Annotated in this window: 13 protein-coding genes; 3 read left to right on the top strand and 10 right to left on the bottom strand. The window is 29.3% G+C overall.

What is annotated here, in order from left to right:
- Window positions 1-69 precede the first annotated feature (69 nt).
- From lon to ACJDTP_RS04320, 6 genes are all read right to left on the bottom strand, one after another.
- Window positions 70-2,457: an endopeptidase La gene (gene lon, locus ACJDTP_RS04345; protein WP_406760695.1), complete on the bottom strand. Its 2,388-nt coding sequence runs from the start codon at window positions 2,455-2,457 to the stop codon at window positions 70-72.
- A gap of 127 nt (window positions 2,458-2,584) precedes the next feature.
- Complete coding sequence (locus ACJDTP_RS04340) at window positions 2,585-3,148, bottom strand: TetR/AcrR family transcriptional regulator (RefSeq protein ID WP_023976668.1); 564 nt, start codon at window positions 3,146-3,148, stop codon at window positions 2,585-2,587.
- 289 nt (window positions 3,149-3,437) lie between these two features.
- Window positions 3,438-3,809 (bottom strand): four-helix bundle copper-binding protein, encoded by a 372-nt coding sequence (locus tag ACJDTP_RS04335; protein WP_023976669.1) that lies wholly within the window; start codon window positions 3,807-3,809, stop codon window positions 3,438-3,440.
- 244 nt (window positions 3,810-4,053) lie between these two features.
- Window positions 4,054-4,449 (bottom strand): carbonic anhydrase, encoded by a 396-nt coding sequence (locus ACJDTP_RS04330; RefSeq protein WP_026889274.1) that lies wholly within the window; start codon window positions 4,447-4,449, stop codon window positions 4,054-4,056.
- A 224-nt stretch (window positions 4,450-4,673) separates the two neighbouring features.
- On the bottom strand, window positions 4,674-5,081 hold the full coding sequence (locus ACJDTP_RS04325) for a VOC family protein (protein WP_103697647.1): 408 nt from the start codon (window positions 5,079-5,081) through the stop codon (window positions 4,674-4,676).
- Window positions 5,082-5,135: 54 nt separating this feature from the next.
- Window positions 5,136-5,576, bottom strand: a complete 441-nt coding sequence (locus ACJDTP_RS04320) for a YiiD C-terminal domain-containing protein (RefSeq protein WP_103697646.1) — start codon at window positions 5,574-5,576, stop codon at window positions 5,136-5,138.
- Between the two features lie 202 nt (window positions 5,577-5,778).
- On the opposite strand from ACJDTP_RS04320, the gene ACJDTP_RS04315 reads away from it, so the two are divergent.
- Window positions 5,779-6,480 carry a hypothetical protein gene (locus ACJDTP_RS04315; RefSeq protein ID WP_103697645.1) on the top strand — a complete coding sequence of 234 codons (702 nt, stop codon included), beginning with the start codon at window positions 5,779-5,781 and terminating at the stop codon, window positions 6,478-6,480.
- Window positions 6,481-6,542: 62 nt separating this feature from the next.
- Here ACJDTP_RS04315 and amrS read toward each other — a convergent pair whose 3' ends face one another.
- Window positions 6,543-7,529 carry an AmmeMemoRadiSam system radical SAM enzyme gene (amrS, locus tag ACJDTP_RS04310; RefSeq protein ID WP_406760601.1) on the bottom strand — a complete coding sequence of 329 codons (987 nt, stop codon included), beginning with the start codon at window positions 7,527-7,529 and terminating at the stop codon, window positions 6,543-6,545.
- Between the two features lie 248 nt (window positions 7,530-7,777).
- On the opposite strand from amrS, the gene ACJDTP_RS04305 reads away from it, so the two are divergent.
- Complete coding sequence (locus tag ACJDTP_RS04305; RefSeq protein ID WP_103697643.1) at window positions 7,778-8,326, top strand: manganese efflux pump; 549 nt, start codon at window positions 7,778-7,780, stop codon at window positions 8,324-8,326.
- Window positions 8,327-8,454: 128 nt separating this feature from the next.
- Here ACJDTP_RS04305 and amrA read toward each other — a convergent pair whose 3' ends face one another.
- From amrA to ACJDTP_RS04290, 3 genes are all read right to left on the bottom strand, one after another.
- Window positions 8,455-9,861, bottom strand: coding sequence for an AmmeMemoRadiSam system protein A (gene amrA / locus ACJDTP_RS04300; protein ID WP_103697642.1), 1,407 nt, complete (start codon window positions 9,859-9,861; stop codon window positions 8,455-8,457).
- 21 nt (window positions 9,862-9,882) lie between these two features.
- Window positions 9,883-10,038: a hypothetical protein gene (locus ACJDTP_RS04295; RefSeq protein WP_168983397.1), complete on the bottom strand. Its 156-nt coding sequence runs from the start codon at window positions 10,036-10,038 to the stop codon at window positions 9,883-9,885.
- A gap of 188 nt (window positions 10,039-10,226) precedes the next feature.
- Window positions 10,227-10,367: a hypothetical protein gene (locus ACJDTP_RS04290; protein ID WP_168983396.1), complete on the bottom strand. Its 141-nt coding sequence runs from the start codon at window positions 10,365-10,367 to the stop codon at window positions 10,227-10,229.
- A 409-nt stretch (window positions 10,368-10,776) separates the two neighbouring features.
- Between ACJDTP_RS04290 and ACJDTP_RS04285 the strand changes: the two genes are divergently transcribed.
- On the top strand, window positions 10,777-12,777 hold the full coding sequence (locus ACJDTP_RS04285) for a KUP/HAK/KT family potassium transporter (RefSeq protein ID WP_319801733.1): 2,001 nt from the start codon (window positions 10,777-10,779) through the stop codon (window positions 12,775-12,777).
- Window positions 12,778-12,975: the final 198 nt, after the last annotated feature.

Below are 12,975 nucleotides of genomic sequence, written 5' to 3'. Positions count from 1 at the left end.
AAAAGCAAGAAGAGATGTTGCTTCTCCTACTTGTTAATAAGTAGTTTTAACAACATCTCTTAATATTTCTTATTCTTCTGCTGGCTTAAAAGTTCCTTCAATAAATTTATTAGGATTAAATATATGCTCTATTCTTGGTAGTGAAATTCCCAAAGTTTCTCTTAGAACATCTTCTACTGTTTCTACAGCTATAATAGTTAATTGTTCCTTAACTTCTTGTGGAACCTCATTTAAATCAACTACATTATCCTTTGGAATTAGTACTTTTATAATTCCAGCTCTTTGAGCTCCTAATAATTTTTCTTTAAGTCCTCCTATTGGAAGAACAGCTCCTCTTAGAGTTATTTCTCCTGTCATTGCAAGTTTTGAATCTACTTTTATACCTGTAACAAGTGATGCAAGTGCAGTAAATAATGCAATTCCTGCTGATGGTCCATCTTTAGGAACAGATCCTGATGGAACATGAATATGAATATCTCTTTCTCTAAAGTTTATAGCATTAATTGGCAATCTTGATTTTAATAAACTTAAAGAGATTTGTGCAGATTCTTTCATAACATCTCCTAACTGTCCAGTTAAGACAATTTGTCCACTTCCTAGCATTCCTGTCGCTTCGATGAAAAGTATTTCTCCTCCTACAGATGTCCAAGCTAATCCAGTTACAACTCCTGGAACATTATCATCTTGAGCCTTATCATGGCTTGAAACTTTTCTTCCTAATAAGTCCTCTAAATCATCTTCTTTAACTTTAAAAGGTAATTCTACCTTATTAGATACAATCTTTTCTGATGCAACTCTCGCAATAGTTGCTATTTGCTTTTTAAGTCCTCTTACTCCAGCCTCTAGAGTATATTCACTTATAATTCTTTCTAATGCCGCATCTTCTATAACAAGCTGAGTATCATTCAACCCATGTTCTTCAAGAACTGCTGGTATTAAGTGATTCTTTCCTATGTGGAATTTCTCATTCATAGTATAACTAGAAATTTGAATTACTTCCATCCTATCTAGTAAAGGTCTTGGTATAGTATCTAGAGAGTTAGCTGTAGCAATAAAGAATACATTAGATAAATCATAAGGTACATCTAAATAGTGATCAGTAAAAGTATCATTTTGTTCTGGATCTAATACTTCTAATAATGCACTTGCAGGATCTCCATTATAGCTAGCCATTAACTTATCCACTTCATCTAAAACCATAACTGGATTTATTTCTCCTGCTTTCTTTATACTTTGAATAATTCTTCCTGGCATTGCACCTACATAAGTTCTTCTATGCCCTCTTATTTCAGCCTCATCACGAACTCCACCTAAACTTAATCTTACATATTTTCTGTTTAAAGCTTCTGCAATACTCTTTCCTAAGCTTGTCTTTCCTACTCCTGGAGGACCTACTAATAATAGAATAGAACCCTTTTTATCATTTTTAAGCTGCATAACTGCTAAATGTTGTATTATTCTATCTTTAACTTTTTCTAACCCATAATGCTGCTCATCTAATATTCTTCTTGCTTCTTCCAAATCAATGTCCTTAAATTCTTGTTTTTTCCAAGGAAGCTGAATTAATAATTCTAAGTAGTTTTTAATCACATTGTATTCAGCACCATTTGGACTTTGGCTTTCTAATTTTCCTAATTCTTCTAAAGCAACTTCTTTTATCTCATCCGGCATCTGGGCCTCTTCAATTCTACTTAAGTAGTTCTTGTCCTTTTTAGATGCTGAGCTTTTTCCTTCATTTAATTCTTCTTGAATAGCTTTTAACTGCTCTCTTAATACTGTTTCCCTATAATTCTTATTAGCTTTTTCTGTGAATTTTTCTGCTAATTCAAATTGTAATTTTAAAGATTCCTTTTGTTTCAATAAATAATCTATAAATTTAAGACCTCTATCCTTTAATGATTGAGTTTCCAACAAATCATATTTTTCCTCACTTGAAATTTGCATGAAATGAGATAAATATCCCATAAGCTTATTCAAATTTTTTTGACCTTCAACAGCCAACATAAACTTTTCTGAGCCCTTAAAATTCTCACTAATTTCACGAGTAACTTTTTTAATATACTCTACCATTTCATCCTTACTTTTTTCTGTAAGATCAATAATATCAGGTGCAAATTCGAATTCAGCTTTAATAAAATCTTCCTCAATACTGAAAGTTTTAATTTCAACTCTATCTAATATTTTAATTTCTGCTTTATATCCCTTTTCTGTTTTTTCAATTGCATTTACTTGAAATGTAACACCAACTCTATGAAAATCTTCTTCCTTTAACTTACTTTGACCAAAGTTTTGTTTTAAAGGTAATGCAATATTAACTATATCTTCATCTGATAAACTTTCAATTTGAGTTTCACTAAATTTATTAAATTTTAATGTATGGTACATTCCAGGTAATAGCACTATATCTGACACAGGAATTACTCTTCCCATATTATTTTTATTATCTAAATTTATCATCATAATCATCCTTCCTATTAGAACATTCTTAAACGAGCATTCATTTAAAGATTGGTTAAGCAATAGCGAGATACTTCTGCAATTATATCTTCACAAAATCTCTCGCACTAAAAAACAGTTCTTTTAATTATATAAGTAATGCGTCTTGTACTATTCTAATGAGTTCCTTTAATAACTCAAATTTTTCATTTTCCTCAATACATGAATTAATAGCAATTGATTTTACTGGATAAAAAAGTATTGCTCTTAAATTATCATTTTGAAGATTTTTAAATACTTTTCTTTCTTTCATTTCATCAAGAAAATTATTTAGGTTATCTATTCCTCTTTTGGTCAAGCATTGATTTGACAAAGCTGGACAATTAGCAAATTGATCTACAAAATGAAAGACTTCTCCATGCTCCTTAATATAAATAAAATACTCTTTAACAATAATTTCGATAACTTGCTGACCATTCATATTATTGTTAAGTTTACTGAGTATGTAATCAAAAATATCTTCAGAATATTCAAGATATATGTCCTGTAACATGACTTCTTTATTCTCATAATATATATATACTGTAGCGGGTGATACCCCTGCCTCTTTTGCTATCTTCGAAATAGAAGCACCGTGAAAGCCTTCCTTAAGAATTAATTTAATAACTGCTTCTTTTATGTTTTTTTGCTTTTCATCGTCTTTCCTTCTCATTTAAACACCTCTATTATTATATTTCTATAATAAACGAACGTTCTTTTATTGTCAATACATATTTCACACATTTTATCTTATTAAATGTTAATTTTCTTTTAAAATCTACATAAAGAAACTAAAAACATAATTTGTCCATTTTTTAATCTGCTACCAAATACATTTATAATAATTATCGAATTAGTTATGTAAAATATTAAAAATCGCTATTAATCTTTAAAATAGCGATTTTTAATATTTTCTAAACTTTTATGTTTAAAATAAGAAGTGACTTAAGCCAAACAATTCCTTACATATTTAATACGTGTCTACATTCGCTAGCGCATTGACTACATACATCAGCACAAGTTTGACAATGTTCATCATCAAATCTTCCGCATTCTTTTGCACAGCTTTCACAGACTGCAGCACATACAGTAGCTATTTCTCTTATATGACCGCTTCCTCTTGAAATAAAACAAGCTGTTGTCGAGCAAATTTCAGCACAATCTTGAAGTGATTTAATACAATACATCCTATCTCTAGCATCACTATGTTGTAAACATAAGTTTAAACATTCCTCACATATTTGTACACATTTGCTGCAAGCATCAATGCAATATTGCATTGGATTTCCTTCTGATATTAATGAATTTGCATTTCTAGTCATAGTTGCTTCCATTTTTGTTTCCTCCTTTATTATTTTATTGATCACAAAATATATTCTCTTCTAACGTACTAAAAATATACTTTGTAATTTCTTCTTAAGTAGCCTATAAAATTCAAAAAGGATATATTGATATTTTTATATAAACTTTTTTAGTTTATATTTGTTATATCTTAAATCTTTGTTCTGAATATATTTGTGCATCTAAAACAGGAGCAGATTAAGTAACATCTGCTCCTAATTTATATATGTTCTATATTTAAATTCTTTTATACAAGCTAACGACATGTACTTCCCAAAACTCATCTACCCATAAACCAACTATTGTATCAACCGAAAAATTCCAATTTTTAATTAAATTTGTGGCTTCTTCTATTTGCCTATAATGCACCTCAGCATCCACTGGATTCGCAGCACAGTCATAATGACCTACCAATCCAATTATTTTGGATTTATGAGCTTTAACCGAAATATTAATCTTATCTTTTAATCTACTTGAATAAAACGGATTTCCTTCTGACACTATCTTGTCCATTCCAGGCTCAGTTATTAAATCTACATACTCCACATTAAAATTTTCTTTTATCCAATTTATTACTGGAATCTGAGTCCTTCCGTCAATACAATTTAAAACTGTTCCAAAGCTTTTTCTCATTCATACCACCTAAAACTATTATTCTTAGGTAAGATATGAATATAAGTCAGCGTTTGCTATAACAGTCCTCAAATAAATATGATATATTATTGTTTTTCAACTACAAAAATAATTATATTCATAATTCTCTATTATAGTCTTAATTGCCTTAGTAGGCTCTTAGATGCACTTTACCTCTATTATATTTCTTTCTATAGTATTATAAAGTTCCTTTAAAATGAAATCTATATTTCATTTTTATCTCTAAATTCAATTTCTGTGCCCTCAGGAGCCTTTAGTTTAAATAAGAAACTATCTTCAACTTTATATATCACTTCATTATTTTTAACCCTAAAATTGTTATAGCCTAAACCTTTAATCCTGTTAAATTCCTCTTGAACATTATCCACTAAAAAGCACATGTGGACTATCCCTTCGCTTAACTTATTCCACTTAGAAAGATCTTCTCCCGTCTTGCTGGTTTGTAACTCAATCATGAATGTTCCTAGTTTTAACCATGTATTATAATCTCTAGTATGAAAATTCTTTGTCTCTTCTACAATCTCAAACCCAAGAATATTTTTATAAAATTCAAGAGATTCTTTGTAACTATTGGTTTGAATGCACACATGGTGCATAGCTTTTATTCCCATTATTTATCCTCCATAATAAATCTATTTATACTTGTAAATTTAGCCCTAATTATTCTATTTAAATACAACATATTGCCCTTCGTACTCTGCAAAAACAGTTTCCTTATTTTTAATAACAACCTTAAGATCTAATCTACTCTTGTTATGTTTCGTGTATGTTTCGAGAAATTCTCTTCTTGTTTCATCCCCAAAAATTTCACATTCTGCAGTAAAATCTTCACGTATAGGAGCCCTATAATTTATATTACTTTTTTTAATTACTATCTGAGCTTTTGGATCAATTTCTTTAATATTTACAAAAACCATAGACCATCCGCATATTGTCATCAAAGTATTTATACTTCCTCCAAACGCTGTTAATTTATCATTTATATTAGGTTTTAATTTAGCAGCAAGTATAACTCTCGACTTAGTAAACTCTGTAACACTTATGCCCATAGCTTCTGTAATTGGTATATTGGTATGTAAAAACTGCTCAAACTCATTCTCACTCATTATCTTACCTCCGCTGTTCATCTACATATATTGTAGACAAAATATAATATTTATAAATTCTATCATATAACTCAATTTAAATCCAATATATTACATAATAGTACAATCAAACAATTATTATTCTAATATTGAAATATAATTGTCTTAACTTGTCAGACATGCTATTGTTATCTATATAAATTCTAATATTAAAGGAGCAATTATGAAAAATATTACACATTATTTATTAGTTTCATTTATTTTAATTTTATTATCATTCATAATGTTTTTTATTCACTATTTAGTATTTGGTCAATTAGAAAACACGATTTATTACTCTTTTATGAGCCTCTGTTTTATCCCTATAAATATATTAGTCGTAACCCTAGTATTTGAGAAGCTTGTAGAAAGACGTACTAAACTTGAACGCTTAAGTAAATTAAATATGTTAGTCGGACTATTTTTTAGTGATATTGGTTTTACTCTATTAGAAATAATAGTAGCTGGTGATGAGAATATACAATACTTAAATTTAGATTTTACAGACCTAAAAACTTCTAATAATAAGCTAAAATCTTATGAACATATAATAGCATTTGAAAAGATTAATTATCCTAGACTTGAAAAACTAGTTCTCGAAAGTAGAGATATTTTATCTAACCTTATAAGTAATGAGAATATATTAGAGCATGAAACCTTTGCTGATTTACTTATGTCTCTAATGCATTTAAGAGATGAAATTGTATTTTTACAATACAAAACACTGACAAAAGATGATTCTACTCACATAAAGGGTGATATTTGCAGAGTCTATAGGGCATTAACTTCTCAATGGATAAATTACCTTTCTCACTTAAAGCAATTTTATCCTTATCAATATAATGGTGCCATCAAATTCAATCCATTTACAACTACTAGTAAATGATAATTAAAGCAGGAGAATTTAAAACTCCTGCTTTAATTATCATTTAAAATTTAAATCCTATTTTACAATATTATGTTTATTTCCTCACCACATTTTTGACACTTATTATCTTTTATAAATACATTAGTTGAATAACCATTCCTCTCAATAAGCAGTTCATTGCAATTATCACAATAAGTATTATTATCAACTCCTTGAATATTTCCTACATACACATGTTTTAAGTATTTCTTTGCTTCATTTTGAGCTTCTGTTATCTTTTCTATTTTTGTAGCCTCATTCTCCATCTTATATCTTGGAAAATATCTGCTTAAATGAAGAGGTATATTTTCATTAACACTAGCTATAAATTCAGCTATTTGCCTTGCTTCTTCTAAAGAATCGTTTTCTTCACTGACAAGTAAAGTAGTAATTTCCACATGACAGTATTCGCTGCACCTTTTTATAGTTTCTAGAACAGGCTCAAGTTTCGCACCACAAATATTATTATAATATCTATTTGTATATCCCTTTAAATCAATATTCATAGCATCTACATAAGGAAGAATCTTTTTAAGTGGCTCTTCATTGATATAGCCATTAGTAACAACCACAACACTTGTATCAGTATTATTCTCTTTTATGCCCTTTGCAGCATCATACATATATTCATACCACATGAAAGGTTCATTATAAGTAAATGCAACACCAATATTGTTTTCTATGGTTGGAATAATATCCATTAATTTTTCAACGCTTATATATTGAGTCTGTGGCTTTCCTTGAGATATCTCATAATTTTGACAAAAGCTACACGTCATATTACACCCAAAGCTTCCAATTGATAAAATATCTTTTGATGGTTTGAAATGATATAAGGGTTTCTTCTCAATGGGATCAACTCCCATTGAAGTTACTTCTCCATAATTTATTGCAATAGGTACTTTAGATTCCAACGTTCTAACTCCACAAATTCCAAACTTGTCTTCATCTATTAAACAATTATGTGGACATATTCTACATCTTACTTTGTCTTTGACTTCCTCATAAAACGGTATCTTTTTTTCCACTATTTATCACCTTCTTTAAATAAAGTATAAGATATTCATAAATATCTTTGATTTTTAAAACTATACTATCTAAACTGCTTAAATGATTTTTCTTTGCAGGCAAAAATGTATAACATAATATGCTATCCATCATATAATATACAAAAAGCATAGAATAACATCCTCATCGTAAATAACAAAACTAATTTTACGCAACTTTCTTTATATAAAATTTCATTTTACTTAACTTATTTAAGGGAGTGAAAACTATGCAATTACTATATTTATTTTTAATAGCAATTCTTAATAGCATCGATAATTTGGGAGTAGGAATAGCATACGGAATAGCTGGAATCAAAGTAAAATTTTCTAAAAACCTATTAATAGCCTTTCTTGCTTTTGCAGTATCTTTTGCAGCCTCTTTATCTGGACAATTTATATCAACCTTCCTTAATGATGAAGAGTGCTCTATCATAAGTATGCTTCTTTTAGTATTAATGGGCATAAAGATGATATACACATCACTTTCTAAAAAGCAAAATGATAACTTTGGCAAAGTAAAGGAGTTGGGCTATAAAGACGCTTTTTCCATAGGTATTGCTCTAGCACTTGATGATGTAAGCAGCTCAGTTAGCTCTGCATTAATAGGATATAGTGCCTTTATGGTATCCTTGCCATATTTCATAATTAGTTTAGCTATATTTTTTTCTGGTAACTTTGCATTGAAATTTATCACAAAGCTAAATATCGGAAATAAACCAACTATTTTAGCCGGTATATTAATGATAATAATAGGAATATCGCAATTTTTTGAATAAATTTGTTTTACCTTATAAATATTAATTACTAAATTTTATATTCTTTTATTATACTAAAAGAGGCGGTTTTCTAATTCTAAAAATAAATTTTTAGTTACCTCCTCTTTAACTTTAAATAAATTTATTATCTATCCTTCCTTATATCTTACAACTTCAAATCTTTCTATCTTATAATCCTCGTCAAAATCTATATCTGCCTTATCACATGCAATTTGCAATTGTTCATCTACAGTATTCACACCTTCAAGATCCGGAAGCAATAACCCTCGTCTCATTCCTAAAGAAACAATGACTCCATATTTTTTAGGATCTAAATCTTCCTTATTACATGGTTCCGAATCCATAAGAACATCTACAGATATATCAATGTCATCCATTTCATCTTCTGAAACTTCTGAAAATCTTGGATCACTCATAGCTGCTTCTATAGAATTTCTTATTATTTCCTCACCCACAGAACCTGTTGTTGGTGCAATTGTTCCTATACATCCCCTAAGGTTACCAAACTTTTTTAAAGATACAAAAACTCCATGTCTTTCGTTTAATAGTTCTTTTGGCAAATTGGAAATGTCTTCTATACTTTTTCCGTGAGAAAAATAATGATTTAGGTTTTCTCTTGCAAGTTTTACATAGGCATTGCTCTCATTTAGCTTTGTCTTCAATTGTTCTTCTTTATATTTTGTTAGCTCGTCTAAATAGTCTCTATCTTGCTGCTGTCTACTAAGTTTCATTACTCCATATCCCACTCCAAAAGTTCCCTGATACGATAAAAGCTGTCCTTTTATTTCTTTACCTTCCATTGCTCCAAGAAGTATATAAACTGAATTTAGCCCACATTGTCCAGCCTCACTAATCATAGTTTTATTCATATTAAAAGCGCCTAAAACATCTCCTTTTTCAAGGTTACCCAAAAGAGCTTTATCAAATAATTCTCCATATGGCGAATACGAATATGGACCTTCATCTTTAAGTTTATGCGAAAGATCTCCACTTGCTATAATAACAGCTTTTCTATTTAATTTTTCTGCTACATTTTTTATCTCCATACCAAATTTATATAAATTAATATCTCCTATCATTGAGTAAGTAATATGAACCAATTTATAATCGTTATAATATTTATTAATGAAATATAGTGGTACTATACTTCCATGGTCTAATTCATAATTAACATTATATCTACGTAATAATTCCGAATCTGCAAGAACTGACGGAATTCCTTCTACATGACATGCTGTTCCAAGCTTGACATTAAACTCCTTATCTATGGGAATATCCATTTTTATGTTTGTACATCTAAATTGGCTTAAATCTCCTGAAATTCTTTCCTCGTCTGATATAGATATTGCATCAGAAAACATTGTAGCATGAGGTGTTATAATTATTATTGTATCTGGTTTAATATCTGCTACTTCTCTTCCTATTTTATTGCATGCTAAACTTGTTTCCTCTATTTTCTTTTCTTCACCTTTACCTATGTCTGGTATAATTATTGGCGGATGTGGCATTAAATAATAACCTAGTATACTTTCCATGTTCTCACCTCCTAATTGGAACTATTCATTTTCTCTAGATTTTTCATTTTCCTTAACTTTCTCTAAATAATTTCTTTGATTTACTATATTTTCTTCGAAATTTTCTACTGCATGTTTAGTGAAATTTCCAACACTCATAATATTCTTAAACTTATTACCTTCACGATTTCTACTCATTAGTCAAACTCTCCTTTCTAAAGAATTATTTAAGATAATTTTCTTTAAATAATATGCTGCAATTCACAATGCACATTTCATAATTCACAATTGCGCCTAAAATTCTTGCAATATTTTTAGAATTATGATGAATGATTATTTTTCTAGATATATACGTTTTCAACCAAAACATTTTCAAAGAAAACCACTTATCTCTCAATTTTATTATTCTTTTTATTACTGATTTTTTTAATCTCTTCTCCAGAATAATGGAAGTTCTGAATTGCTGTAGTCAAATCACTTCCTAAACTACTAATACTGTTTCTTTTATCATAAGGCTTATTCTTCATAAATTTATCTCCCGAGCTCTGATTTATTTTTAAAAATTGGGTAAATTATTTTTATAGAGATAAATTTCTGTAACAAATCATTTCGTTTTTATTATTTCTATAAATATATTTATTATGCTTGCAGCATAATAAACTCATAAGCTGATAGACTATTGTTTACTTCTTATCAATATTAGTCCAAATCCTCATATAAGGGCTAAAATCCTATATATTTAGCGTTATTTGTTATATTATCTTATTTTTAATAGTTTGACTAATATTTTTTAACAATGTTATTATAATAATTATTCTTAAAATAATTATTAATTTACCTACTTTACATACTAAAAGTAAATTAAAAGTATTTAAATTTCGTTTATTTAATTTTAGGAATTATGTATAACTATTTTTGATGTAAAGGATGATTAATGTGAAATCAACTACAAAACATGGAGATGTTGCAAAACTGAGTGCTGGAGGAATACTTATAGCACTAGGTGTAGTTTACGGAGATATTGGAACTTCACCACTTTATGTAATGAAATCAATTATTGAAGGTAATGGGGGCTTGAATAATATATCTGAAAACTTTATTCTTGGATCATTATCTCTAATTTTTTGGACAATTACAATTTTAACAACAATAAAATATGTCCTTATAACTTTAAATGCGGATAATAATGGCGAAGGTGGAATCTTTTCGCTCTTTACCTTAGTCCGAAATCGTGCAAAATGGCTTATAATTCCAGCAATGATTGGTGGATCGGCCTTGTTAGCTGATGGGATGCTAACTCCTGCCGTAACTGTAACTTCAGCAGTGGAAGGATTGGATTTAATTCCAAGTTTTAGCGCTCTCTTTGGTAGTCAGCTTGATATTGTTACAATTGTAATAATCATATTAAGTGCTCTATTTTTCATTCAGCACTTTGGGACTGATTTAATTGGAAAAATGTTTGGTCCAATAATGTTTGTCTGGTTTTCTGCGCTAGCCATATGGGGAATTATTGGTATTTCGCACAATTGGACATTATTGCGTGCCCTATCTCCATATTATGCAATTAACACTCTTTTTAGCAGCGAAAACAAAGCAGGTTTTTTCATACTTGGCAGCATATTTTTAGCAACAACAGGTGCAGAAGCTCTTTACTCAGATCTCGGGCATGTTGGTAAATATAACATCTATGGCTCTTGGCCATTTGTTAAAATATGTTTGCTATTGAATTATTTTGGCCAAGGAGCCTGGTTACTATCAGCTAGGAATAATCCAACTTTTACTAATATGGAAGGCTTAAACCCATTTTTTCAAGTGATTCCGTCTTCCTTTTTAATTTTTGGTATAATACTTTCAACTTTAGCTGCAATTATTGCTTCACAGGCTCTAATTTCGGGCTCTTTTACTCTTGTTTCTGAAGCAATCAAACTAAATTTATTTCCAAGATTACATATTATGTATCCATCCAGTACTAAGGGACAACTTTACATACCTTCGATTAATAGATTTTTATGGATTGTCTGTATCGGAATTGTTCTCTACTTTGGAAATTCTGCAAGGATGGAAGCAGCTTACGGATTATCAATTACGGTTACTATGTTAATGACTACTATTCTTTTATTTAACTATTTACTGAAGAAAAAAACACCACTCATTGTTGCCGTATTGATTCTTGTTTTCTTTAGTGCATTTGAATTTTCTTTCTTCATTGCAAATATTATCAAATTCACTCACGGAGGATTTATTGCTGCTTTAATTGCTTTTGCAATCTTAAGCATTATGTACATTTGGATCAAAGGTTATTATATTAAGATGCGTTTATTAGAACATGTGCCAATTGAAAATTATAAGACCCAACTTAATCAATTGCGCCAAGATAGTGATCGTCCTAAGTATACAACAAATCTTGTATGTTTAACCAGCAGCCATGATCCTGAACAAATCGAAAGAAAAATAATGTATTCTATTTTAGACAAAAGACCTAAAAAAGCAGATGTTTATTGGTTTGTTAATATTGCTGTTACTGATGAGCCTTATGTAGCAGAATATTCAGTAGATACTCTGGGAACATTATATATTGTAAGGGTTCAAATAAGACTTGGATTCAGAGTAGAACAAAAATTGAATGTCTTTCTACGACAAATTTCAACTGAGTTAGTTGAAAATGGTGAAATAAAGATTCAATCTAGAAACTATACAACTATGCCAGATAGAAAAGTCGGTGATTTCCGTTTTCTTTTAATTCAAGAGCAGCTTTCGTATGAAACAGATTTAAATTTCTGGGAAGAATTCATACTTAAAGCAAAATTATTCATAAAAAGATATACAGTTTCTCCAACCAAATGGTTTGGTCTTGAGAATAGTGATGTTGATGTTGAAAAAGTCCCTCTATTCATAGGGAAATATGACCATACAACTTTAAAAAGAACTCCAAAATAACACTATTAAATTAACTAAATGTTTAAATGTAACTGTCCACAATTTAGTGGGCAGTTATATTTTTTCTCTAAAATATTTATTTAATTTTTACAGTTTATTTTTTCTATGGCTTTATATATAAATGAGCAAATTTCATATTTGCTAAATAGCTAATTTTCTAGTTTTAAGTTATTTAAAAAAGGAAAATCACCCCAAGTG

Origin of the sequence: Candidatus Clostridium helianthi (assembly GCF_045310795.1) — a bacterium.
Taxonomy (GTDB): Bacteria; Bacillota; Clostridia; order Clostridiales; family Clostridiaceae; genus Clostridium; species Clostridium helianthi.
The sequence above is the reverse complement of the archived record's forward strand: the minus strand, read 5'-3'. Positions and strand labels throughout refer to the sequence as shown.